Consider the following 23,129-nt stretch of genomic DNA (forward strand, 5'->3'; position numbering starts at 1 on the left):
TTGGCAAGCTGTCGCGCATGCCGACACTCGTGCTGCTGCGCCACGGTCAGAGCGACTGGAACGTGAGGAACCTCTTCACGGGCTGGGTCGACGTCCCGCTCTCGGAGGCCGGCGAGGCCGAGGCCCGCCGCGGCGGGGAGCTGATGAAGGAGACGGGCCTGCTCCCGGACGTCGTGCACACGTCGCTGCTGCGCCGGGCGATCAACACCGCGAACCTCGCACTCGACGTGGCCGACCGGCACTGGATCCCGGTGCGCCGCGACTGGCGGCTCAACGAGCGGCACTACGGCGCCCTGCAGGGCAAGGACAAGAAGCAGATCCGCGAGGAGTTCGGCGACGAGCAGTTCATGACCTGGCGGCGCAGCTACGACACCCCGCCGCCGCCGATCGAGAAGGGCTCGGAGTGGTCGCAGGACGGCGACGTCCGCTACGCCGGCGTCCAGGCGCCGCTGACCGAGTGCCTCGCCGACGTCGTCGAGCGGATGCTGCCGTACTGGGACGAGGCGATCGTGCCCGACCTGCGCGCCGGCAAGGTCGTGCTCGTCGCCGCGCACGGCAACTCGCTGCGGGCGCTGGTGAAGGAGCTCGACGGCATCTCCGACACCGACATCGCCGGGCTCAACATCCCCACCGGCATCCCGCTGCGCTACGAGCTCGACGACGACCTGACGCCCGCGGTGCCCGGCGGTGAGTACCTCGACCCGGCCGCGGCCGAGGAGGCCATCCGGGGCGTCGCGAACCAGGGCCGGTAGGCCGGTCCCTCCCCCGCCGGGTGAACGGGCCGTGAACGGGCGCGGAAAAGTCCTCGTCCGCCACGTCAGGCCGCTCACTCGGGGCCCGTCGAGCTGGCGTCGGCCCTGGTCGGGCTGCCTACGATGCCCTCGTGAACGCAGTGGCGTCCGTCGTCCTGGTCGCCGTCGCCCTCGCCGCCGGGCTGTGGGCCGGTGTCCTGATCGGGCGACGCCGCGCCCGGCCGGCCCGGACCGGTTCGGACGGCCGGCGCGTGCCGACGCTCGGCGAGCTCCTCCAGCGCGTGTTCCGGTCGACCGGGTCCGGGCTGGCCGTGCTCTCCGGTGGCGGCGACGTGGTCCTGCACAACCGGCGGGCCGCCGAGCTCGGCGTGGTCCGGGCCGGCCGGCCCGACCCGCGCGCCTGGGCGGCCTGCCAGAAGGTGCTCGAGGGTTCGACCCAGGTCGAGGTCGACCTCGCCCCGCTGGAGGCCTGGGGCCGCCAGCCCGCCGCCGTCGTCGCCGTGGTGCGGCCGCTCGGCGAGGGGTTCACCCTGGTCGAGGCCGCGGACATGTCGGATGCGGTGCGGCTCGAGGCCACCCGGCGGGACTTCGTGGCCAACGTGAGCCACGAGCTGAAGACGCCGGTGGGCGCGGTCGGGCTGCTGGCCGAGGCGGTCCTCGACTCGGCGGACGACCCCGAGTCCGTGCACCGCTTCGCCGGCAAGATCCTGCGTGAGTCGACCCGGCTCGGTGCACTCGTCACCGAGCTCATCGCCCTGTCCCGGCTGACGGGCGCCGAGGCGCTGCCGGACCTCGAGGCCGTCGACGTCGACGAGGTCGTCGACGAGGCACTCGGCCGCTCCCGGCTCTCCGCCGAGTCGGCGGGTATCGACATCACCGTCGACGAGCCCTCCGGCCTGGAGGTGGCCGGGGACCGGACGCTGCTGGTCACGGCCCTGTCGAACCTGCTCGAGAACGCCATCGCCTACTCGCCGCCCGACGCGTCGGTCTCCGTCTCCCGCCGGCTCGAGGCGGGCTGGGTCGAGATCGCCGTGACCGACCGCGGCATCGGCATCGCACCGGAGCACCAGGTCCGCGTGTTCGAGCGGTTCTTCCGGGTGGACCCGGCCCGCTCCCGCGCGACCGGCGGCACCGGTCTGGGCCTGGCGATCGTCAAGCACGTCCTCGCGAACCACGGTGGCGAGGTGCGGCTGTGGAGCCGCCCCGGCACCGGATCGACCTTCACCATGCGGCTCCCCGCCACCGGTGTCGCCGACACGTCGTCCGACGAGGACGGCGCGGCGGACCGGGCCCCCGACCGAGACCCGGCCGGCGCGACCGGCCGAGCTGGAGGATGAGATGACCAGGGTGTTGATCGTCGAGGACGAGGAGTCCTTCGCCGACCCGCTCGCGTTCCTGCTGCGCAAGGAGGGCTTCACCGCCGCCGTCGCGACGACCGGCCAGGAGGCGCTGGAGGAGTTCGACCGCAACGGCGCCGACATCGTGCTGCTCGACCTCATGCTCCCCGGCATGAGCGGCACGGACGTCTGCAAGGCCCTGCGCTCCCGCTCCGCCGTCCCGGTGATCATGGTGACCGCGCGGGACAGCGAGATCGACAAGGTCGTCGGGCTCGAGCTGGGCGCCGACGACTACGTGACCAAGCCCTACTCCGCCCGCGAGCTGATCGCGCGGGTGCGGGCGGTCCTGCGCCGCGGCGGCGAGGGCTCCGCCGAGGCCGACGGCGCCGGCGTGCTCGAGGCGGGCCCGGTCCGGATGGACGTCGAGCGGCACGTGGTGTCGGTCGACGGCACGGACGTCGCGCTGCCGCTCAAGGAGTTCGACCTCCTCGAGTACCTGCTGCGCAACGCCGGCCGGGTGCTCACCCGGGGCCAGCTCATCGACCGGGTGTGGGGTGCGGACTACGTCGGCGACACCAAGACCCTCGACGTCCACGTGAAGCGCCTGCGCGCCAAGGTGGAGAAGGACCCGAGCGCCCCGCAGCACCTCGTCACGGTGCGGGGGCTGGGGTACAAGTTCGAGAGCTGAGCGGACCTCCGCGGCGTCGCGGCGTCGCGGCGGCAGGACGTGACGGCTCCGGGGTGCATCGCGTCCCGGGACCGCCACGTCCGTTCATCGCGTCATGTCGCACCGATCAGGTTCGCGTAGACGACGATGTTGTCGCGGTAGCTGCGAGCCGCTCGATCGAGCTCTCCGCCGCAGGTGATCAGGCGCAGTTCGGCCCCGGCGACGTCGCCGTACACCTGCTGGGTCGGGAACGCGAGGTCGATCACGCCGCGGGCGTCCACGGCGATCGCCGGGATGCGCAGCCGCGTGGGGTGCGACGCCGCCATGACCGGCTGGTCCGGGTCCACCGAGGCCGCGGCCGGCTTCGGAGCCGAGATCACCGGCCCGCTGCTGGCCGTCGGATCCTCGGTGCCGGCACAGCCCGCGACGAGCGCCAGGAGCACCGCCGCCCACCACGCGAAGCGGATCCCGATCCGGCGGCGCTGGTCGGTGCTCGTGCTCATGCGTCAGTCGAACCGGCGCCGGCTCGCCGCGGCGGCCGTGGTGGCGACCGCGCCCCACCCCGGCGAGGGCGATCAGGACGGGCGCGTCGGCGGCTCGTCGAAGGAGCCGTCGCCGGTGTCCACCCCGCCCGTCGGCAGGTCCGCACCTGACCTCCATCGGTGCTGTCGGTGCTGTCGGTGCTGTCGGTGCTGTCGGTGTTGTCGCCGAGGACGACGGCGAACGCGGTGTTGCGACGGCGCATGGGGTGGGCCTTTCGTACTGACGTCGATTGTCGGCGCGCTTCGGGGGCGCGCGGCCGGAAAGTCGACGCCCTCGGGCGCCTCGTCACGGAATGCGCACAAGTTGCTACTCGGGGACGAACAGGACGGTCCGGTACGCCGTGGGTGGTGGCGGCCTGGTGGCCGGGCGGTCGCTCACCGTGACGCGCCCAGCGGCGCCAGGAGGTGCGGGGCGCCACCCGGGGGAGCAGACTGCGCGTCGTGGGATGGGGGCGATGGGTTCCCTGGGCGGCAGGGCTGGGCGGCATCGCCGCGCACGACCTGCTCCAGCGCCGGCACGCACTGCTGCGGAACTACCCGGTGATCGGCCACGGCCGGTACCTGATCGAGTCGATCGGGCCGGAGCTGCGCCAGTACGTGGTGGCCGGCAACGACGAGGAGCGACCGTTCAGCCGGGACCAGCGCCGCTGGGTGTACGCCTCCGCCAAGCGCGAGAACAACTACTTCGGGTTCGGCACCGACAACGACGTCGAGCACACGCCCGGCTACGTGATCATCAAGCACCGGACGTTCGGCCGGGCCGCGCCCACCCATCCCCGCGGCGGCGACGAGCCGACGTGGCTGCCGTGCGCGAAGGTCCTCGGCGCCGCCCGCGGCCGCCGCGCGGCGTTCCGCCCCGACTCGGTGGTCAACCTCTCCGGGATGAGCTACGGGTCGTTGTCCGGCCGGGCCGTCGAGGCGCTCAACCGGGGGGCGGCGACGGCGGGGTGCCTGCACAACACCGGTGAGGGCAGCATCTCGCCGTACCACCGGTGCGGAGGCGAGCTGATCTGGCAGATCGGCACCGCCTACTTCGGCTGCCGCGACGAGCGGGGCCGGTTCGACCTGCAGCGGCTGAAGGCGGGTGTCGCCGGGGCGCCGGTCCGCGCCCTGGAGATCAAGCTGAGCCAGGGCGCGAAGCCGGGCCTGGGTGGGTTGCTGCCCGCCGCCAAGGTCACGGAGGAGATCGCCGCGACCCGGGGCATCCCGGTCGGCGAGGACTGCGTGAGCCCGTCGCGGCACACCGCGTTCCGCAACGTCGACGAGCTGCTCGACTGGGTCGAGCTGCTGGCGGACGAGACCGGGCTGCCGGTGGGCATCAAGTCCGCGGTCGGCGACATGGAGTTCTGGACCGAGCTCGCCGATCTCATGGTCCGCACCGGGCGTGGGGTGGACTTCGTGACCGTCGACGGCGGCGAAGGTGGCACCGGCGCCTCGCCGCTGGTGTTCACCGACTCGGTCGCGCTGCCGTTCCGGCTCGGGTTCAGCCGCGTGTACCGCGAGTTCGCCCTGCGCGGTCTGCACGAGCAGGTCGTGTTCGTCGGGGCGGGGAAGCTCGGGCTGCCGGACAACGCCGTCGTCGCGTTCGCTCTCGGCGCCGACCTGGTCAACGTCGCGCGCGAGGCCATGCTCGCCGTGGGCTGCATCCAGGCCCAGAAGTGTCACACGGACACCTGTCCCACCGGGGTCGCCACGCAGAACCGCTGGCTCGCGCGCGGCCTCGACCCGGCGCTCAAGTCGGCGCGGCTGGCCAACTACATCCTGACCCTGCGCCGCGACCTGGGGAAGGTCGCCGAGGCGGCGGGCGTCGAGCACCCCGGGCTCGTCCGCACGGACGACATCGAGATCCTGGACGGGCAGACCGTGGCCCGCGGCCTGCGGGACGTGTACGACTACGAGCCCGACTGGGGTCTGCCGTCGCGGCGGGACCAGGACGCGCTCGTCGCGCTGCTGCGGGAGGGCCGGCCGCACACCGATCTCGCACACCGCTGACCCGAGCCGAGCCGGCGCGACGCCGTCGTCCCGCGCAGCCGCTGCCGACGGACGTGGCAGCCCGCCGGAGGCCGATCGTCCCCATTCTCCCCGGTGCACCGTCGTGGGTGGGGGAACGAGCGTGCATCGGGTACCCGTGCGCCCGGATCCCGACGGGCGGCCGGATCCCTGCGGCGCCCGTACGGGACGTCGGCGCGGATGGGTCCCCGTCGGCGGCGCCGTGGAGGACGAGGGTGAGTGTGATGGCCGAGTCGAAGAGCACGACCACGCGGCGCCGGCGGAGCGCCCCGGCACGGTCCGCGGGCGCCGACGTCCGGGCGGGCGACGTCCGGGCCGGTGACGTCCGGGCCGAGGACGCGGGCCCGGAGGAGGTGGGTCCGGAGGACGCGGGTCCGGAGGACGTCGCTGTGGAGGACGTCGCTGTGGAGGACGTCGGTGCGGTGGACGTCGGTGCGGTGGACGCCGTCGCCGGGGAGGGCGGTGCCCGGACGGGCGGCCCGGAGGAGGACGACGGCTCCGCCGGGCACCCGGACGGCACGATCGTCCGGATCGCCCGCCGGGCCGCGGAACAGGTCGGCGTGCTCACCGGCCGGCACCCGGAGACGGTGATCTCGATCGAGCCGCGCGACGGCGACTGGTGCGTCGGGGTCGAGGTCGTCGAGGCGCAGCGCATCCCCGACACGACGGACGTCCTGGCGATCTACGAGGCCCTCGTCCGCCCCGACGGCGACCTGATCTCCTGTCGTCGCGCCCGGCGGTACTCCCGCGATCAGGTCGACCGGCCCTGGCACTGACGTGGGGACGACCGGTGCGGCCCGCCGCGGCCCTGGTCACGCTGCGAGTACGGGGGAGGCACGGGCCGGTAACCTGATCGCGTGCGACTGGGTGTGCTCGATGTCGGCTCCAACACCGTGCACCTGCTGGTGGTGGACGCCCGTCGCGGAGGGCACCCCACCCCCGCCACCTCGCAGAAGGCCGAGTTGCGGCTGGCGGAGCACCTGCTGCCGGACGGCGCACTGAGCGGGATCGGCGTCGACTCGCTGATCGCCGCCGTGCACACCGCGCGCGACTCCGCCACCGACCTGGGGTGCGACGACCTGCTGGCCTTCGCCACCTCCGCGCTGCGCGACGCCACGAACTCCGCCGCCGTCCTGGCGAAGGTGCGCTCCGACACCGGGGTCGCGCTCGAGGTGCTGCCCGGCGAGGACGAGGCGCGCTACACCTTCCTCGCCGTCCGCCGCTGGTACGGCTGGTCGGCGGGGCGGCTGCTGTGCCTCGACATCGGCGGGGGTTCGCTCGAGCTGGCGGCCGGCCGCGACGAGCACCCGGCGGCGGCCGCGTCGCTGCCGCTCGGGGCGGGCCGGCTCACCCGGGAGTGGTTCACCGGGGACCCGCCGTCGCGGCGTGAGATCGAGGCGCTGCGGGAGAAGGTCGACGCCGACCTCGCGCCGGTCGCCCGCGAGCTGCGGAAGCTGGGGGAGCCGGACCTGGCCGTGGGCACCTCCAAGACGTTCCGCTCGCTGGCCCGGCTCACCGGGGCGGCGCCCTCGGGCGCCGGCAACCGGGCGCGGCGGCTGCTGACCCACGCGGGGCTGCGGCAGCTGGGCTCGTTCATCAGCCGGATGTCGTCGGTGGACCTCGCGGAGCTGGAGGGGGTGAGCCCGAGCCGGGCGCACCAGCTCGTCGCCGGGGCGGTCGTCGCGGAGGCCGCGATGCGGGCCCTGAAGGTCACCGAACTCGACATCTGTCCGTGGGCCCTGCGCGAGGGTGTGATCCTCCGGCGGCTCGACACCCTCGACGGGTCGACCAGGGACGACCGCTCGGCGCAGGACGCGCCCCGATCACTTGGACCCTTGACGTCGTACGAGGCACGGTGTAGCGGATGAGTTCCGAGACCGACCAGCCGAGACAGCGCACGGTCGCCGAGCTGCTCGCCGAGAACGGCGGGGCGGCCGGGGCCGGGCGGCGTCGACGGCGCCGCGAGGCCGACGACGCGGGCGCCGAGCAGGTCGGCACTCCGATCGCCGGGGAGGGCCCGGGCGTCCCCGGCCGGCACGGCGGGACGCAGGCCTGGCGCCCCGGACCGGCCCCCGACGCCCCGTCCGACGCGTGGCGCGGACCGCAGCCGCCCGCTCCCGCCTGGGACCGCGGCCGGCAGGGAGGACCCCATGTCGAGCGGGACGCCCTGGCGGAGGACGGCGAGCCCGCGTGGGGCGTCGGCCGGTCGGAGGGCCGCGGCACCGGCGAGGACCGGCCCGCGGGCGGCGGGCCCAGCAGCGCCGCCCTCGGCTTCGGTCCCGGTCGGGGCGGCCGCGACGAGGACCTGCCGCAGAGCGAGGTGGGCCGCGCCGAGGGCCGCCCGAACGGCGGGGCAGCGGGCGCGCCGTACGGCTTCGGCCCCACCGGCTCGGGCCCCCACGGCGCCGGCCAGCCGCGTCCCGGGCAGAACGGCGTCGGGCCGGCCGGCCCGGCCCCGAACGGGCCCGCCCCGAACAGCCCTACTCAGCACGGCCTCGCCCCGAACGGCCCTGCTCAGCACGGCCTCGCCCCGAACGGCCCTGCTCAGCACGGCCTCGCCCCGAACGGCCCTGCTCAGCACGGCCTCGCCCCGAACGGCCCTGCCCCGAACGGCCCCGCGCAGAACGGCGCCCAGAACGGCTTCGGCCAGAACGGCGTCGGCCCGAACAGCCACCGCCCGGACACCCGCGGCCCGAACGGGTTCGTCCCGCCCGGGGCCGGTCGCGGCCCCGGCCGCCCCGACGGGCCCGCGCAGGGCCCCGGTGGCCGGGGCGCGGACACGGCGGGCACCGTCGGCCTGCCCGCGGAGCCCGGGCGCGCCGGCGCCCCGGGGCGACCCGGGCCGTGGGGCCCGGGCGGGCAGGTGCCGAACGGACGGCCCACCCGCCCGGGTGATCCCGGAACCGAGCAGCTCGGCCGTGTCCGGGCGCCGCAGGACGATCCGCTGACCGCCCCGTTCGGCTCGGTGCACGCCGGCCCGCCGGCCGGGCCGGGCGCCCCGCCCACGCGTCGGGACGAGGACGACGCGGATGACGCGGGCCCCCCCACCCAGCTCGGCGCTCCGCCGCTCGGCGACGAGGACGCCGACGGCGGCCCGCCCACCCGGTTCGGCGCGCCCCCGCTGCAGGACGAGGACGACGACCACCGGGACGAGTACGGGGACGAGTACGGGGCCGAGTACGGGGACGACACCTACCGTGCCCCGGCGGGCCTCGGCCCGCGCGCCGCGGACCGGTCCTCCGAGGAGGAGGCGGACGAGGAGGACGAGGGCACGCCGCAGGGCTGGGCCGTGGTCATCGGCCAGTGGATCGCGGGCGCCCTGGTCGGCGCCGCGGTCTGGGTCGGCTTCCGCTACCTCTGGTTCAACCTGCCCGTGGTCGCGCTGGCCGCGGCGGTGATCATCACGGTCGGTCTGGTCCTCGGCGTCCGGGCCCTGCTGCGCAACGACGACCTGCGCACCACCGCCTTCGCGGTGGGCGTCGGTCTGCTGCTGACCGTCTCACCCGCGATTCTGGTACTCCTGGAACGGTGACCTCCCCGCCGGTCGCCCTGTCGACCGCCTCGGTGTACCCGGAGCCCGCCGCGGCGGCCTTCGAGCTGGCCGCGGAACTGGGGTACGACGGCGTCGAGCTGATGGTCTGGACGGACCCGGTGTCGCAGGACGTCGGCGCGGTCCAGCGGCTCGCCGAACGCCACGGGGTGCCGGTGCTGGCCGTGCACGCCCCCTGCCTGGCCGTGACGCAGCGGGTGTGGGGATCGGACCCGGTGACCCGGATCCGCCGCTCGGTCGCGGCGGCGGAGCGCTTCGGGGCCCGAACCGTCGTGCTGCACCCGCCCTTCCGCTGGCAGCGCCGGTACGCGGCGGTCTTCGCCGACGAGGTGGCCCGGGCCGGGGAACGGGCCGACGTGCGGCTCGCCGTGGAGAACATGTTCCCGGTGGCGCGCGGGCGGTTCCGCACCGTGCCCTACGCGCCGGGGTTCGACCCGACCGAGGTCGGCCACCACTTCTACACGCTCGACCTCTCGCACACCGCCGCCTCCGGGTCCGACCCGCTGGCCATGCTGGACCGGATGGGCGACGGGCTGGTGCACCTGCACCTCACGGACGGCTCCGGCGCCCCGCGGGACGAGCACCTGGTGCCCGGCCGCGGCACCCAGCCCTGCGCCGAGGTGTGCGAGCGGCTGGCGACGGAGCGGTTCGCCCGGGAGGGCGTGGTGGTCGTCGAGGTCAGCACGCGGCGCTGCCGGAACCGGGAGCAGCGGACGGCGCTGCTCGCGGAGTCCCTGGTCTATGCGCGCCTGCACCTGGTCGCGTCGTCGCCGGCCGTCCTGCCGGGCCCGCACCGGGCACCCGTGCCGCAGCCCGCCCCGCACGCCTGAGCGGCGCGCGTCACACCGCCGGCGCCGCCGTGGCGTGATACGACCGTCTCATGGCTCCCACCGAGGTGACCGTCGACCGGCCGTTCGCGGCGTCCACCGTCCTGACCGACCAGGGCGGGGGCCGCTTCACCGCGGAGCTCGGCACGATGTTCACCATCGGCGGCAAGGCCCACGGCGGCCTGCTGATGGTGCTGCTCGCCAAGGCCGCCCTCGCGCGGCTGAGCGCCGAACACGGCGGGGACATCGAGCTCGACCCGGTGGTCGTCGGCACGGAGTTCCTCCGGGCGCCGGAGCTGGGCACGGTGGAGCTGGCGACGGACGTGCTGAAGCTGGGCCGGCAGGCCTCGGTCGCCGCGGCCCGGATGACCCAGGGCGGCAGGCTGCTGCTCTCGGCCACGGTCACGGCGGGGACGCTGCCCGACACCGACCCGAGCTGGCTGGCGGGGTCGACGATGCCGCTCGAGCCGCCGGCGGACGCGATCGACGTCGTGCCCGAGGTCCGCACCCCCGGCGAGGGACTGGCCGCCGCGACCGAGGCGCGGTTCGACCCGGCGACGATGGCCTTCCTGCGCGAGGAGACCGCGGACCCGGTGGTCCGCGGCTGGCTGCGCCCACGCGGCGAGGACCCCGACCCGCTGTTCGCGCTGTTCGCCGGCGACGCGTTGCCGCCCACCGTGTTCAACCGGGGCGGTGGCCGCGGCTGGGCGCCGACCGTGCAGCTCACCGCCGCGCTGCGGGCCCGGCCCGCGCCGGGTTGGCTGGCCCTGGAGTCGCGCTCGGTGATGATCGCCGGCGCGTGGTTCGACGAGGACTGCACCGTGCGGGACGCGACGGGGCGGGTGGTCTGCCAGGCCCGTCAGCTCGCCCTCTCCCCGCTGCCGCGCGCGTAGCGCGGAACCACCTCGAACCCTCCCCGACCTGCCCCGATTCCGGCGGTTACCGTCGGTCCATGACACGTATCGCGGTTCTGGGGGCCGGCAAGATCGGGGAGGCGCTCCTGGCGGGGCTGCTCGCGGCGGGCCGGCCCGCGGCGGACCTGGCGTTCACCGAGCGGCACCCGGAGCGGGCCGCCGAGCTGTCCGGGCGCCTCGGGGTGGAGTCGACCGACGTCGCGGGCGCCGCGGCCAAGGCCGACGTCGTGGTGGTCGCGGTCAAGCCCCAGGACATCGCACCGGTGCTCACCGAGCTGAAGGCGGCACTGACCCCGGGAACGCTGGTCGTCTCGCTGTGCGCCGGCCTGCCGACCGCGCTGTTCGAGGGCGGCCTGCCCGAGGGGACGCCGGTCGTGCGGGTCATGCCGAACACCCCGATGGTCGTCGGCGAGGCGATGAGTGCGGTCTCCGGCGGCAGCCACGCCACCCCCGAGCACCTCGCGACCGCCGAGGAGATGCTGGCTGCGGTGGGCCGGGTGGTGCGCGTCCCGGAGGCCCAGCAGGACGCCGTCACGGCGCTGTCCGGCTCCGGGCCGGCCTACTTCTTCTACCTGGTCGAGGCCATGATCGACGCCGGGATACTGCTCGGCCTGCCGCGCGCAGTGGCCGCCGACCTGATCGTCCAGTCCGCGTTCGGCGCGGCCACCATGCTGCGCGAGTCCGAGGATCACCCGGTCCTGCTGCGCGAGGCCGTCACCTCGCCGGCGGGCACCACCATCGCCGCCATCCGCGAGCTGGAGCGGCACGGGGTCCGGGCCGCGTTGATCGACGCGATCGAGGCCGCGCGGGACCGGTCGGTGGAGCTGGGACGCTCGGTGCAGAATCGTTGACCCGAACGAAGGACCGCATCTCACCCTGACGCGCGGCTGAATTCCCTGCCCGAGTGGCATGGTGTGTCGAAGGCGTCACACCGGCACCGCTATCCTCAGGTGGAACACGCCGCACGGGACGAGGAACCGCGCGGGTCCGTGGGACTTCTCCAGGGAAGGCGGTGTCCGAATGGCCACGCAGCAGCCAGGGCATTCAGGGCAGCCCGAACGCATCGACAACATCGCCGCGGTGCAGTTCCTGACCGTGGCGGAGGTCGCCGCCATGATGCGGGTCTCCAAGATGACCGTGTACCGGCTGGTGCACGGCGGGGAGCTCCCCGCGGCCCGGGTGGGTCGTTCGTTCCGCGTCCCGAAGCGAGCCGTCGAGGACTACCTGCGGCACGCGTACTTCGACGCGGGCTGAACCCTCCACCCGCGCCCGGACCCCCGGCGGTGCACGATCCGGGCGGTACGGCCCCGCCCTGCCGGGTCGCCGCGGCGGGTGCCGGGTAGGATCGGCGACCGGTCATCGTCTCGCCGTGTGCACCCGCGTGCGCGCGACCGCCGCGCGGCGGGGACACACCCTCTCGGGCCGGCTCCCGGCCACGAGCGAAGCAGTGAGCACAGGAGGTACCGACGCATGGGCTCGGTCATCAAGAAGCGTCGCAAGCGCATGTCGAAGAAGAAGCACCGCAAGCTGCTCCGCAAGACCCGCGTGCAGCGTCGCAAGCTCGGCAAGTGAGGTGTGACCCCGCCCGCCCCGGCACGGGGCGGGCGGGGTCCACCGGCCCGGGCCGCGCCCGGGATCCCTGGTCGAACGACGAACGAGGTCGGGTCCGTGACGCGCACGGGATCTCCCCGCGACGCCGACCGCAGCAGCGGCGGCACCGCTCCGTCCGTCGTGCTCGTGACAGGTGTCAGCCGCTTCCTCGGCGGCAACCTGGCCGCACGGCTCGCCGCGAACCCCGAGATCGAGCGCGTGCTCGGGGTGGACACCGTTCCGCCGTCCCGGGACATGTTGCGCCGCATGGGTCGTGCGGAGTTCGTCCGCGCGGACATCCGCAACCCGCTCATCGCCAAGGTCATCTCCGGCGCCGGCGTCGACACCGTGGTGCACGCCGCCCTCTCCGCCGGGCCCGGCTCGTCCGGCGGCCGCACGGCGATGAAGGAGATGAACGTCATCGGGACGATGCAGCTCCTCGCCGCCTGCCAGAAGGCGGAGCAGGTGCGGCGCGTCGTCCTCAAGTCCACGACCGCCGTCTACGGGTCCGGCTCGCGCGATCCCGCGCTGTTCGACGAGTCGATGACACCGAAGGACCTGCCCTCCGGCGGCTACGCCAAGGACGCCACCGAGATCGAGGGCTACCTGCGCGGCTTCGGCCGGCGGCGGCCGGACGTCACGACCACGGTGCTGCGCTTCTGCAACTATGTCGGCCCGCGCATCGAGACGGTGCTGACCCGCTACTTCGCGCTGCCGGTCGTCCCGACCGTCCTCGGCTTCGACCCGCGGCTGCAGTTCCTCCACGAGGAGGACGCGTTGGCGGTGCTCGAGCGGGCCGCCGTGGACGAGCACCCCGGTGTCTTCAACGTCGCCGCGGACGGGGTCGTCATGCTCTCCCAGGCCATCCGCCGGGCCGGGCGGGTGCAGGTCGCGGTCCCGGCGCCGCTGGTCGGGCCGGTGGGCCGTGTCCTGCGCGGGGCTCGCATCGTCGACTACTCGCCGGAGCAGATGCGTTTCCTCAACTTCGGCCGCGTGGTCGACACGGCCCGGTTGAAGGAACGCTTCGGCTTCCGGCCGCGGTGGACCACCGTCCAGGCCTTCGACGACTACGTGCGCGGCCGCGCGCTGCGGCCGGTCCTCGGGGCGGAGCGGATCGAGGCGGCGGAGCGGACCGTCCTGCACGCCGCGCGGATGTTGCACTAGCGGGCCGCGGGGCCGGGGAGAAGCATGGTGCGGCGGTCGGAGAAGTCGGACACGGGCACGGGTTCTGAGGGGGTTCGGGTGCCGGAAGCGCGCGTCATCCCGTTGCGGGCGGACAAGACCGGCGGGCGGACCCGCTGGCGGCTCGGCGAGGGCCGGGACCGGGGCGCGAACCGCCCGGGCGGCCGCACCCGCGCGGGTACCGAGGCGACCCGCGAGACCACGCGCACCCGCAGCCGGCCGGCCACCAGCACGCCGCGGCCCCGCCCCCCGCACGACGGGGAGGGGGCCGACGGCCCGGCGGTGCCGCCCGTCGCCGCCGTGCCGGACCCGGAGCCCCCGGCGTGGGAGGCCTCGCTCGAGGACGCGCTGCGCTTCCTGCGCCGGCGCCTCTCCGGCGACTACACGGTCGACGAGTTCGGCTACGACGCCGACCTCGCGGACTCGGTGCTCGCGCCTGCCCTGCGCCCGCTCTACGAGCACTGGTTCCGGGTGGAGGCCCTCGGCCTGCACCACGTCCCGGACGCCGGCGGCGCGCTCGTCGTCGCCAACCACTCGGGGACGCTCCCGCTCGACGCGCTGATGACCATCCAGGCGCTGCACGACGAGCACCCCGCCGGCCGCCGGCTGCGCCTGCTGGGTGCGGACCTCATGTTCAGGCTGCCGGTGGTGGGCGAGCTCGCCCGCAAGAACGGTGCCACGCTGGCCTGCAACGCCGACGCGGAGCGGCTGATGCGCTCCGGCGAGCTCGTCGGGGTGTTCCCCGAGGGGTTCAAGGGCATCGGCAAGCCCTTCAAGGACCGGTACAAGCTGCAGCGTTTCGGCCGTGGCGGGTTCGTCTCCGCGGCCCTGCGCACCGGGGTGCCGATCATCCCGTGCTCGATCGTCGGCGCGGAGGAGATCTACCCGAAGATCGGCGAGATCGCGCCGCTGGCCCGGCTGCTCGGTGCGCCCTACTTCCCGATCACGCCGACCTTCCCGCTGCTGGGCCCGCTGGGTCTCGTGCCGCTGCCGTCGAAGTGGTACATCGAGTTCGGCGAGCCGATCTCGCTCGACGGCTACACCCCGGCCGACGCCGAGGACCCGATGCTGGTGTTCAACCTGACCGACCAGGTGCGCGAGACGATCCAGCACACCCTCTACCGGCTGCTCAGCCAGCGGCGGAACGTCTTCCTGGGCTGAGACCCGACGGGCGGCCCGACGGCCGGGGCGCGCACCGGCAGGGAGCGGACCTCAGCGCCGCCGGTACGCCACGCCTGCGGCGACGGCCCCGGCCACGGCACCGGCGCCGAGCACCGAGGGCACGCCGATCCGGGCGGCCTTGCGCCCGGTGCGGAAGTCGCGGATCTGCCAGCCGCGCTCCTTGGCGACGTCGCGCAGCTCCGCGTCCGGGTTGACGGCGACGGCGGTGCCGACCGCGGACAGCATCGGCACGTCGTTGACCGAGTCCGAGTACGCGGTGCAGCGCCGCAGGTCGAGGCCCTCGGTCGCGGCCAGCGCCCGCACCGCATGGGCCTTCGCCGGGCCGTGCAGGATCTCGCCGACCAGCCGCCCCGAGTAGTGCCCGTCGACGCTCTCGGCGACGGTGCCGAGCGCCCCGGTGAGGCCGAGCCGCCGGGCGATGATCAGCGCCAGCTCGACCGGCGTCGCGGTGACCAGCCACACCCGCTGCCCGGCGTCGAGGTGCATCTGGGCGAGCGCGCGGGTGCCGGCCCAGATCCGGTCCGCCATCAGCTCGTCGTAGATCTCCTCGCCCAGCGCCACGACCTCGTCGACCGGGCGGCCGGCGACGAAGGACAACGCGGTGTCGCGGTGCCCGGCGATGCCGGTCTTGTCCTCGCGGCCGCCGAGCCGGAACTTGAGCTGCTGCCAGGCGAACCCCGCGAGGTCGGAGGTGGTGAAGAACTTGCGCGCGGCGAGCCCGCGGGCGAAGTGGAAGATCGAGGCGCCGACCATCATCGTGTTGTCGACGTCGAAGAACGCGGCCGCCGTGAGGTCCACGTCGGCCGCTGCGGACGGCGGCGCCTCGCCCGCGGCGACGGCGGCGGCCGCCGCGGCCTGCCCCGCGCGTTGCGCGCGGTCGACCGCGGTGGCCTCCTCGATCACGTCCGTCGTCTCGGTGACGCCCGCCGTCTCACCGCGGGCACCGTTCCGAAGCGGGTCGGCGGCACCGTACCGGCCCTCCGCGTCCGCGCCCTGCGGTTCACCGTGCTCCACAACCACCTCGGGTCCTACCACCGGGGACGCCCGGCCCGGAGTGCTCTCCCCGGCCGCCGTCCCGCCACGCCGATCTCCTCCGTCGGCTCCCGGTCGGTCCGTGATCGGCCGGGCACCGCCCGTCCAGCCTACTCAGGGACACCGCTCGGACCGACTCGCAACGGGTCCGGACGCACGGCGGGGGTCGCGCGGTTCGTCACCGCGCGACCCCGTTCCGTGATCGGCCGAACGGCCCTTCGATCAGCCGATGGTGACCGGCCCGAGCCCGGGCAGCAGGGGCGGGACCTGGATCGGGGGCAGCAGACCCCCGCCCCCGCCCGGGGCGTCCGAGGACGTCGACTCCGTGCTGCTGGTCCGCGGCGAGTCGCTCGGCGTCGTGCTCGTCGCCCCGGCCTCGTCGGTCCCGGGCACCAGGCCGGGCACGAGGCCGTTCTCGGCCGCGGTCGGGTCGCCGGACGGCCGCGGGCCGGTGCTGTCCGACGGCGCGGCCGGGCTGGTGCTCGCCGACTGCGGGCTGCCGTTCGGGATCCGCTGGTCGACGGCCCCGCCGGAGCGGCCGGTGGCCTCGGAGGCGACCGGGACGCACGGGCCGGTGGCCGGGATCGGGCCGAGGTCGTCGACGCCGTCGCTCACCTCGGTGCAGCCCGTCCGCGCCTGCAGGGCGGCGGCCCGCTCCGACATGCGCTCCATCAGCCGCGCCGACCGGTCTGCGCCCGGGATGTCGCCGCCGGACGCCCGCAGCGCCTCGAGGGTGCGGGCCTGCTTCTGCGCCCACGCGTCGAGGTCGTCGAGGCCGGTGTCGGTCGGCGGCTGTGCGCCGGACAGCATCATCCGGGACCCCTCGCTGGCCGCGTCGTCGAACGCGGTGAGCGCGGTCTCGTAGGTGTCGGCGGAGGGCGAGCGGCCGGCCTGCCGCAGCTGCTGCACCTCGGTCAGCCGGGTCGCGGCGAGGTCGAGGTGGCGCCGGGCCTTCGCCGCGTCGCCGAAGGTGAAGGCGGTGCCGGTGGACTCGGTGGCGAGCTTGACCGCGTAGAGGCTGTCGCCGGGCAGCGCGTCGCGGCTCATCATCGCGGTGCCGCCGGCGAGGGCGACCAGCGCGAGCGCCGCGGCGCCGCCGACCAGGGCGACCCGCTTGCGCAGGCTCGGCCGCCGCCCGCCGGGACCGCGGGAGCCGCCGGCGCGGCCCGGGTTGTCCGGGTGGTCCGCGGGCAGCACGTGCCGCGGGCCGCGGCGGGTGCGCCGGGACCCGCTCGAGGCCGCGGTGCCGCTCGCCGCCACGGTGCGCTCACCGGCGGAGCCGGAGCGGGTCGCGCCCTCGGGCCCCTCCGGCCGCAGCGCGGCGGTGAGGTCGGCGGTCTCGCCCAGCGCGCCCGCCCGCACCGGCTCGATCCGGGTGGTCCGCTCGGTCTCGGACTCCTCCGGCGCGCCCCACTCCTTCTCCAGCGCGGCGAAGAAGTCCGACCGCATGCGCGCGGCGGTCTCGTCGTCCGGGCCCAGGTCGACACGGCTGCGATCGAGCGCGGCCGCGAGGGCCACCTCGTGCTCCAGGTCGTCCTCCGGCCCGAAGCGGGGGTCGAGGTGTTCCTCGTCCCACCACTCGTCGTCCGAGCCCCATCGTCCCGCGGGCATGTTCGCCGTCCTCACTGCATCCCTGCACTGTTCGTCAGCGTCCGGCCCGATCGGGGCCTCGCGCTCTGCCGACGTTCACCCACACAACGAGACGGGCGGTCGTCGGTTACGGCACAAGGACCGTTCACCGCTTGGTGTGGCTCACTCGTCGCATCCGTAACGACAAGCATGTAGTTCGCGATATAAGCGCCGCCGTTCACCGGAGCCCCTCGGGAAGCAGTTGCGCCAGGCGGCGGACGGCGCGGTGCTGCAGGGCCTTGACCGCGCCCTCGGCCCGGTTCATCCGCTGCGCGGTCTCGGCGACCGACAGCCCCTGCAGGAACCGCATGCGGATGCAGTCCTGCTGGTCCGGGTTGAGCTTCTCGATCGCCTTGAGCAGCTCCGAGTTCGTGGCGTTCTCGATGACCTGCTGCTCCGGCCCGTGCGTGGTGGGCGAGTGCTCGACCATGTCCGCGGTCGTCGACTCCAACCGGTACCGGCTGGACTTGACGTGGTCGAAGATCAGGTTGCGCGCGATCGTGACGAACCAGGCGCCGATGTCGCGGCCCTGGTAGCTCACCGAGCCGATCCGGCGCAGCGCGCGCAGGAACGTCTCCTGGGTGAGGTCCTCGGCCAGCGTGCGGTCGCCGAGCCGGAACAGCACGTACCGGAAGACGACCTCGTGGTAGCGCGCGTACAGCTCCTTGAACGCGTCCTGGTCGCCGGCCTGGCAGGCCTTGACCAGGGTCCAGGAGCCGCTGCCGTCCGACTCGGCGTCCGGCCGGGGCCCGGCCGCCTCGGGCCGGGGCTCGGCCGGCCGGGGCTCGGCCGGGCGGGGCGGCGCCCCCGCCGGGGGACCCGACGGCGGCGGGCCCGCGGGCGGCGGGACGGCAGGGGGTGGGGCGACGGGGGGAGCTGTCACGGGCGCCTGCTGACGTGTCGGCCGGCCGGCCGTGGTCCGGCCGTCGGCCGGGTCGGTCGGGTCGGGCGCGGACGGGGGAGCGGAGGCGGGTGCCGGTCGGGTCGTGCCGGTCGTGGTGCCGACGGACCGGGCCTGACGGGGTACGTCGGACCAGGGGGACGGGGCCCTGTCCGCACAGTTCGGGTGCGGCGGGGTGAACCGCTCCGTGGGGAGCAGCCCGTCGGGACGCATCGAGGAGGTCATGAAGCCCGGTGCACCCGGTGTCGGACAGGGCAGCGCGGGCGGACCCGCGGTGCGCTGGCAACAGGCTGCATGCCACTCCCTTGGGTGAGTTCTCGTGCCGAACCCACGGGTCCGGCGTTGGCAGGTTGTGGGGGCGGACTCTAGGGCAGCCTCCCGGCCCCCGGACGGGTGCCACCGCTCGCCGAATGCCTTATCCGGTGAGTGGACGGTCACGCGCGGTCAACGTGGTCGTGGCGCAGCGTGTTCGGTCGACGCGCCGGGTGGCGGCGTGTCGCCCTGCCGTCGGGCGCACGGGGCTTGCGCTCGGGCGGAGTTCACGGCAAGCGCGGGCGCGGTCGCGGTGCCGCGGCCGTCTGCCAGACTCGCGGCGTGCAGCCTTCCACCAGCCAGAGCCCCGGCACCGGGTCCGACGCGGTCGCGCACCTGGGTGAGCTGGTCCGGCGGGCGGCCCGGCGCGACCCCGGCCAGCCCGCGGTCGTCGACGTCACCGCCGGGCGCACGCTGACCTGGGGGGAGCTCGACGCCGCGGCCGACGCGGAGGCCGCCCGGCTGGTCGCCGCCGGGATCGGCGCCGGCGACCGGGTCGTGCTGGTGCTGCCCAACGGAGCCCGCTTCTGCGTCGCCCTGTTCGGCGTGCTGCGGGCCGGGGCGATCGCGGTGCCGGTCGGTCAGCGGTCGGTGGCCCGCGAGGTCGGCGTGATCCTGGACGACGCCCGGCCGACCGCCGCCGTCGTCGCCGAGGAGGGGGTCGCCGCGGGTGTCGCCCGGGAGGCCGGCCTGCCGGTCCTCGGCCCGCCGCCCGACGGGTCGGGCCCCGCCGCGGGTCCGCTGCCCGAGGCGCCGGGCGGTGAGGCCCTCGCGCTCCTCATCTACACGTCGGGCACCACCGGCCGGCCGCGCGGTGTGCAGCTCTCCCACCGCGCCCTGCTGGCCAACCGCGAGCAGACGGCGGCGCTGCGTCCCGCCCCGGTCACGCCGGCCGATCGCGTCCTGCTGGCGCTGCCGCTCTTCCACAGCTTCGGGCTGGCCGCGGGTCTGCTGCAGGTCTGCTGGGCCGGGGCGACCGCGGTGCTCACCGAGCGGTTCGACGCCGCCGCGACGCCGGGCATCCTGCGCGACCACCGGGTCAGTGCGCTGGCCGGCGTCCCGTCGCTCTACCGTGCCCTGCTCGACGTCCCGGCCGCGGACCTGCGTACCGCGCTCGAGGGCGTGCGGATCTGCACCTCCGGGGGCGCCCCGCTGCCGCCGGCGTGGCTGACCGCGTTCCGCGAGGCCACCGGGATGGAGGTGCTCGAGGGCTACGGGCTCTCCGAGGCCGGCCCGGTCGTCACCTGCAACGTGCCCGGGCACAGCAAACCGGGCTCGGTCGGCAGGCCGCTCCCCGGCGTCGAACTGCGGCTGGTCGACGCCGAGGGCGAGCCGCTCGCCGGGCGCGCGGCCGAGGAGGGCGAGGAGGGCGACGCGGCGGACGTCTTCTCCGACCCGGAGGAGGACACCGGCATGGTCGCGCTGCGCGGCCCCAACCTCTTCTCCGGGTACTGGCCGGACGGGGCGGGCGGCCCGGACGCGGCGGGCTGGTTCCGCACCGCGGACGTCGGCTACCTCGACGCCGACGGCGACCTCCACCTGGTGGACCGCTCGACCGACCTCGTGATCGTCAACGGGTTCAACGTCTACCCGCGCGAGGTCGAGGAGGTCCTCGCCGGGATGGCCGAGGTGGCCGAGGTGGCGGTCGTCGGGGTGCCGGACGACCGGACGGGCGCCGCGGTCAAGGCCGTGATCGTGCCGGCGCCCGGCACGAGCCCGGACGCCGACACCGTCCGGGAGTACTGCGCGACCCGGCTGGCCCGGTTCAAGCGGCCCACCGTGATCGCGTTCGTGGACGAGCTGCCGCGCACGCCGACGGGCAAGATCGCCCGGCGGGTGCTGGCGGGGACGGGGACCACATGACGGTGACCGTGCTGAGCAGGGCCGGCTGCCACCTGTGCGAGGTGGCCGAGGCCGACGTCGCGCGGATCTGCGGCGAGCTCGGCGTCGAGTGGCGCGCCGAGGACGTCGACGCCGACCCGGAGCTGCGCGCCGAGTACGGCGACATGGTCCCGGTGATCCTGATCGACGGGAAGCAGCACGGCTACTACCGGGTCGAGGAGGAGCGGTTCCGCAAGGCTCTGACCCGCTGACCGGGGTACGACTCCACGAGTCGTTCGCGCGCAGGGGTCGCGCGTAGCTCCAGATCGCGTTCGGCGCCGGGGGTCGAGCGCGGTATGGATCCATGACGCATCCGAGGGTGAGGCTCGGGCGCGGTATGGATCCATAACGCGTTCGGGAGGAGAGATCGAGCGCAACATGTTTCCATGACGCGTCCGGGCACCGGGGGCGAGCGCAGGATGGATCCATGATGCGGTCGAACCGGCCGGGTCCCGGGGACGAACCATGGACGTGAGCCGGACCCTCGCCCCACCCTCCGCCCCGATGCTGTCCCGGCCCGTCGCCGCGGTGGTCGCGGTGCTCGCCGTGGGCGCGGCGCTCGGGGTGGGCCAGCTCGTCGCCGGGCTGCTGTCGCCCTCGTCGTCGCCCTACCTCGCGGTCGGCGACGCGGTGGTCCGCGCCGCGCCGCCGCCGGTCGTCGAGTTCGCGAAGTCGGCCTTCGGCACGGCGGACAAACCGGTGCTGCTCGCCGGGGTGGCCGTGGTGCTGCTGCTGATCGCCGTGGCGGCCGGGCTCGCGTCCCGGCGGTCCTCCGTGCCGGCGCAGGTCGTGATCGGCGGGCTGGGGGTGGCGGGGACCGCCGCCGTCGTCCTCGGCCCGACCTTCACACCCGCCGACCTCATCGCGCCGCTGGTCGCGGCCGCGGCCGGCCTGTGGGCGGTCCGCACCCTGCATCGGCTCGCCCTCGCCGCCGCCGCGGCACCGGACGCGCCGGGGGTGCGCGGCCTCCCGCGCCGGACCGTGCTGATCGGGGCCTCGGCCGCGGTCGGGGTCGGCGCGCTGGTGGCCGGCGGGGTCGGCGTGGCCGTCGGGCGCGGGGTCGTCGACTCGCGCACCCGCCTCACCCAGCGGCTCGCCGCGGCGGCCGTGACCCGCGAGGCCCCGCTGCCGGCGGGCGCGGACTTCGCCGCGGAGCTGGGCACCACCCGGTTCGTCACGCCGAACCCGGAGTTCTACCGGATCGACACGGCCCTGCGGGTGCCGCAGCTGCGTGCCGAGGACTGGAGCCTGCGCGTGCACGGCGGCGTCGCGCGGGAGCTGACGCTGACCGTCGACGACCTGCTCGCCCGCCCGCTCGTCGAGCGGACGATCACGATGACCTGCGTGTCCAACGAGGTCGGCGGCGACCTCGTCTCCACGGCCAGGTTCGTCGGCGTGGAGCTGGCGGACGTGATCCGCGAGGCGGGTCCGCTGCCCGGCGCCGACCAGATCCTCTCCACCAGCACGGACGGCTGGACGGCCGGCACGCCGACGGAGGTCGTGCTCGAGCCGGGGCGCGGGGCGCTGCTGGCCCTCGGCATGAACGGGGAGGCGCTGCCCGCCGAGCACGGATTCCCGGTGCGGATGGTCGTGCCCGGGCTGTACGGCTACGTCTCGGCCACCAAGTGGGTCACCGACCTCGAGCTGACCTCCTTCGCCGCGCGGGACGCCTACTGGGTGCAGCGCGGCTGGGGCGAGCGCGGGCCGATCAAGACGGAGTGCCGCATCGACCTGCCCCGCGGCTTCTCGCAGGTCCCGGCCGGGTGGGTCACCGTCGCCGGGACCGCGTGGGCGCAGCCACGCGGCGTCTCCCGGGTGGAGATCAGCGTCGACGGCGGCCCGTGGGCCGAGGCGGAGCTCGCGGCCTCGGCGGGCGGGAACACCTGGCGGATGTGGCGCGGCACGGTCGAGGTGGGTCCGGGCAGCCACACCGTCCGCGCCCGGGCCACGGACGGGCGGGGGAACCTGCAGACCGAGGAGCGCAGCGACGTGCTGCCCGACGGGGCCACGGGGTGGCCCGCGATCATCTTCTCGGCGGCCTGAGCGGTTGTCGAGACCCGATCGTGATCTCGTGGGGCAGGCGCGTCGGCGACGAACGCGTTAGGCATGGGCAGGCCCCGGGAAGGAGAGAAGTCGTGCGAAGTATCCAGCGTCTGGTCACCCTCGGAGCGGCGGCGGCCGCCGTCGTCGTGCTGGGGGCGTGCTCCGCGCCCAGCCAGGAACCGTCCACCGCGACGGACGTGCCACCGGTCCCCACCGTGGCGGCCGCCGGCCCGACGACGCCGGCCGTCCCCGGCACCACCGGCCCCGCCGAGGTCTTCGGGCCGGGCTGCGGCGCGCTGCCCACCGGCGACGACCCGGGCTCGCTCGCGAGCATGTCCGAGGCCCCCGTGGCGGCCGCCGCCGAGACCAACCCGCAGCTCAGCACGCTCACCGAACTGATCGGTCGTGCGAACCTCACCGAAACCCTCAACGCCGCGCCCGAGCTCACCGTCTTCGCCCCGACGAACGAGGCCTTCGCCGCGCTCCCGGCGGAGCAGCGCGCCGCGCTCGAGGCCGACCCGGCCCGGCTCGCCACCGTGCTGCAGTACCACGTGTCGGCCACCCGGGCGGACGCCGAGGAGCTGCGGGCCGCGGGCACCTCGACCGAGCTCGCCGGCGGCGAGGTCCGGATCGGCGGCACCGGTGAGGGGATGACGGTGTCCGACGGCTCGGGCACGACGGCGAACGTCGTGTGCGGGAACATCCCGACCGGCAACGCCACCGTCTTCCTGATCGACGCGGTCCTCACCCCGCAGGCCTGACCCGGCTCCGCGGCACC

At 75.3% G+C, this 23,129-nt stretch carries 21 protein-coding genes and 1 pseudogene; 18 read left to right on the forward strand and 4 right to left on the reverse strand.

What is annotated here, in order from left to right:
• The first annotated feature begins 17 nt into the window (after positions 1-17).
• The 3 genes from ACL02T_RS04735 (at position 18) to ACL02T_RS04745 (ending at position 2,777) form a co-directional block, all read left to right on the forward strand.
• Positions 18-752, forward strand: coding sequence for a phosphoglyceromutase (locus ACL02T_RS04735; RefSeq protein WP_412829427.1), 735 nt, complete (start codon positions 18-20; stop codon positions 750-752).
• Positions 753-883: 131 nt separating this feature from the next.
• On the forward strand, positions 884-2,089 hold the full coding sequence (locus ACL02T_RS04740) for a sensor histidine kinase (RefSeq protein WP_412829428.1): 1,206 nt from the start codon (positions 884-886) through the stop codon (positions 2,087-2,089).
• Position 2,090: 1 nt separating this feature from the next.
• Positions 2,091-2,777, forward strand: coding sequence for a response regulator (locus tag ACL02T_RS04745; RefSeq protein ID WP_412829429.1), 687 nt, complete (start codon positions 2,091-2,093; stop codon positions 2,775-2,777).
• A 92-nt stretch (positions 2,778-2,869) separates the two neighbouring features.
• Here ACL02T_RS04745 and ACL02T_RS04750 read toward each other — a convergent pair.
• Positions 2,870-3,007, reverse strand: a pseudogene (locus ACL02T_RS04750) (class F sortase); the annotation flags it as partial.
• A 732-nt stretch (positions 3,008-3,739) separates the two neighbouring features.
• Between ACL02T_RS04750 and ACL02T_RS04755 the strand changes: the two are divergent.
• From ACL02T_RS04755 to ACL02T_RS04805, 11 genes are all read left to right on the forward strand, one after another.
• Entirely contained in the window at positions 3,740-5,290 is a 1,551-nt protein-coding gene (locus ACL02T_RS04755) for an FMN-binding glutamate synthase family protein (protein ID WP_412829430.1), read from the forward strand.
• A 242-nt stretch (positions 5,291-5,532) separates the two neighbouring features.
• Positions 5,533-6,084 carry a gas vesicle protein GvpO gene (gene gvpO / locus ACL02T_RS04760; protein WP_412829431.1) on the forward strand — a complete coding sequence of 184 codons (552 nt, stop codon included), beginning with the start codon at positions 5,533-5,535 and terminating at the stop codon, positions 6,082-6,084.
• Positions 6,085-6,165: 81 nt separating this feature from the next.
• Positions 6,166-7,176, forward strand: a complete 1,011-nt coding sequence (locus ACL02T_RS04765; RefSeq protein ID WP_412829432.1) for a Ppx/GppA family phosphatase — start codon at positions 6,166-6,168, stop codon at positions 7,174-7,176.
• Positions 7,173-8,840, forward strand: coding sequence for a Yip1 family protein (locus ACL02T_RS04770; RefSeq protein WP_412829433.1), 1,668 nt, complete (start codon positions 7,173-7,175; stop codon positions 8,838-8,840). Before ACL02T_RS04765 ends, ACL02T_RS04770 begins: the two co-directional genes overlap by 4 nt.
• Positions 8,837-9,688, forward strand: coding sequence for a sugar phosphate isomerase/epimerase family protein (locus ACL02T_RS04775; protein WP_412829434.1), 852 nt, complete (start codon positions 8,837-8,839; stop codon positions 9,686-9,688). Before ACL02T_RS04770 ends, ACL02T_RS04775 begins: the two co-directional genes overlap by 4 nt.
• A 50-nt stretch (positions 9,689-9,738) precedes the next feature.
• The gene (locus ACL02T_RS04780; protein WP_412829435.1) at positions 9,739-10,578 is read left to right on the forward strand and encodes a thioesterase family protein; all 840 of its coding nucleotides are present in this window, start codon (positions 9,739-9,741) and stop codon (positions 10,576-10,578) included.
• A gap of 59 nt (positions 10,579-10,637) precedes the next feature.
• Entirely contained in the window at positions 10,638-11,450 is an 813-nt protein-coding gene (gene proC, locus ACL02T_RS04785) for a pyrroline-5-carboxylate reductase (RefSeq protein ID WP_412829436.1), read from the forward strand.
• A gap of 169 nt (positions 11,451-11,619) precedes the next feature.
• The gene (locus ACL02T_RS04790) at positions 11,620-11,853 is read left to right on the forward strand and encodes a helix-turn-helix domain-containing protein (protein WP_037052988.1); all 234 of its coding nucleotides are present in this window, start codon (positions 11,620-11,622) and stop codon (positions 11,851-11,853) included.
• Between the two features lie 216 nt (positions 11,854-12,069).
• On the forward strand, positions 12,070-12,171 hold the full coding sequence (locus ACL02T_RS04795; protein WP_010241351.1) for a 30S ribosomal protein bS22: 102 nt from the start codon (positions 12,070-12,072) through the stop codon (positions 12,169-12,171).
• Positions 12,172-12,267: 96 nt separating this feature from the next.
• Positions 12,268-13,353, forward strand: coding sequence for an NAD-dependent epimerase/dehydratase family protein (locus ACL02T_RS04800; protein ID WP_412829437.1), 1,086 nt, complete (start codon positions 12,268-12,270; stop codon positions 13,351-13,353).
• Between the two features lie 78 nt (positions 13,354-13,431).
• Entirely contained in the window at positions 13,432-14,532 is a 1,101-nt protein-coding gene (locus tag ACL02T_RS04805; RefSeq protein WP_412829438.1) for a lysophospholipid acyltransferase family protein, read from the forward strand.
• Between the two features lie 51 nt (positions 14,533-14,583).
• On the opposite strand, the gene ACL02T_RS04810 is transcribed toward ACL02T_RS04805, so the two are convergent.
• From ACL02T_RS04810 to ACL02T_RS04820, 3 genes are all read right to left on the reverse strand, one after another.
• Positions 14,584-15,456 carry an HAD family hydrolase gene (locus tag ACL02T_RS04810; RefSeq protein ID WP_412829750.1) on the reverse strand — a complete coding sequence of 291 codons (873 nt, stop codon included), beginning with the start codon at positions 15,454-15,456 and terminating at the stop codon, positions 14,584-14,586.
• Positions 15,457-15,807: 351 nt separating this feature from the next.
• Positions 15,808-17,196 (reverse strand): DUF5667 domain-containing protein, encoded by a 1,389-nt coding sequence (locus tag ACL02T_RS04815; RefSeq protein ID WP_412829439.1) that lies wholly within the window; start codon positions 17,194-17,196, stop codon positions 15,808-15,810.
• Between the two features lie 196 nt (positions 17,197-17,392).
• Positions 17,393-18,097, reverse strand: coding sequence for a sigma-70 family RNA polymerase sigma factor (locus ACL02T_RS04820; protein WP_412829440.1), 705 nt, complete (start codon positions 18,095-18,097; stop codon positions 17,393-17,395).
• Positions 18,098-18,709: 612 nt separating this feature from the next.
• Between ACL02T_RS04820 and ACL02T_RS04825 the strand changes: the two genes are divergently transcribed.
• From ACL02T_RS04825 to ACL02T_RS04840, 4 genes are all read left to right on the forward strand, one after another.
• Entirely contained in the window at positions 18,710-20,290 is a 1,581-nt protein-coding gene (locus tag ACL02T_RS04825) for an AMP-binding protein (RefSeq protein ID WP_412829441.1), read from the forward strand.
• A complete protein-coding gene (locus tag ACL02T_RS04830) occupies positions 20,287-20,520 on the forward strand; it encodes a glutaredoxin family protein (protein WP_412829442.1) in 234 nt (77 codons plus the stop codon). Before ACL02T_RS04825 ends, ACL02T_RS04830 begins: the two co-directional genes overlap by 4 nt.
• Before the next feature lie 253 nt (positions 20,521-20,773).
• A complete protein-coding gene (locus ACL02T_RS04835; protein WP_412829443.1) occupies positions 20,774-22,351 on the forward strand; it encodes a molybdopterin-dependent oxidoreductase in 1,578 nt (525 codons plus the stop codon).
• Between the two features lie 92 nt (positions 22,352-22,443).
• Positions 22,444-23,112, forward strand: a complete 669-nt coding sequence (locus ACL02T_RS04840; protein ID WP_412829444.1) for a fasciclin domain-containing protein — start codon at positions 22,444-22,446, stop codon at positions 23,110-23,112.
• Positions 23,113-23,129: the final 17 nt, after the last annotated feature.

This window comes from Pseudonocardia oceanicola (assembly GCF_047200735.1).
In the GTDB taxonomy this organism is placed as follows: Bacteria; Actinomycetota; Actinomycetes; order Mycobacteriales; family Pseudonocardiaceae; genus Pseudonocardia.

Bases quoted from the DNA above. Each gene is read 5' to 3' on its own strand.
- ACL02T_RS04735 (WP_412829427.1), top strand. From the start codon at position 18: ATGCCGACACTCGTGCTGCTGCGCCACGGTCAGAGCGACTGGAACGTG.
- ACL02T_RS04745 (WP_412829429.1), top strand. From the start codon at position 2,091: ATGACCAGGGTGTTGATCGTCGAGGACGAGGAGTCCTTCGCCGACCCG.
- gvpO (WP_412829431.1), top strand. From the start codon at position 5,533: ATGGCCGAGTCGAAGAGCACGACCACGCGGCGCCGGCGGAGCGCCCCG.
- ACL02T_RS04770 (WP_412829433.1), top strand. From the start codon at position 7,173: ATGAGTTCCGAGACCGACCAGCCGAGACAGCGCACGGTCGCCGAGCTG.
- ACL02T_RS04780 (WP_412829435.1), top strand. From the start codon at position 9,739: ATGGCTCCCACCGAGGTGACCGTCGACCGGCCGTTCGCGGCGTCCACC.
- proC (WP_412829436.1), top strand. From the start codon at position 10,638: ATGACACGTATCGCGGTTCTGGGGGCCGGCAAGATCGGGGAGGCGCTC.
- ACL02T_RS04790 (WP_037052988.1), top strand. From the start codon at position 11,620: ATGGCCACGCAGCAGCCAGGGCATTCAGGGCAGCCCGAACGCATCGAC.
- ACL02T_RS04795 (WP_010241351.1), top strand. From the start codon at position 12,070: ATGGGCTCGGTCATCAAGAAGCGTCGCAAGCGCATGTCGAAGAAGAAG.
- ACL02T_RS04815 (WP_412829439.1), bottom strand. From the start codon at position 17,196: ATGCCCGCGGGACGATGGGGCTCGGACGACGAGTGGTGGGACGAGGAA.
- ACL02T_RS04830 (WP_412829442.1), top strand. From the start codon at position 20,287: ATGACGGTGACCGTGCTGAGCAGGGCCGGCTGCCACCTGTGCGAGGTG.
- ACL02T_RS04835 (WP_412829443.1), top strand. From the start codon at position 20,774: ATGGACGTGAGCCGGACCCTCGCCCCACCCTCCGCCCCGATGCTGTCC.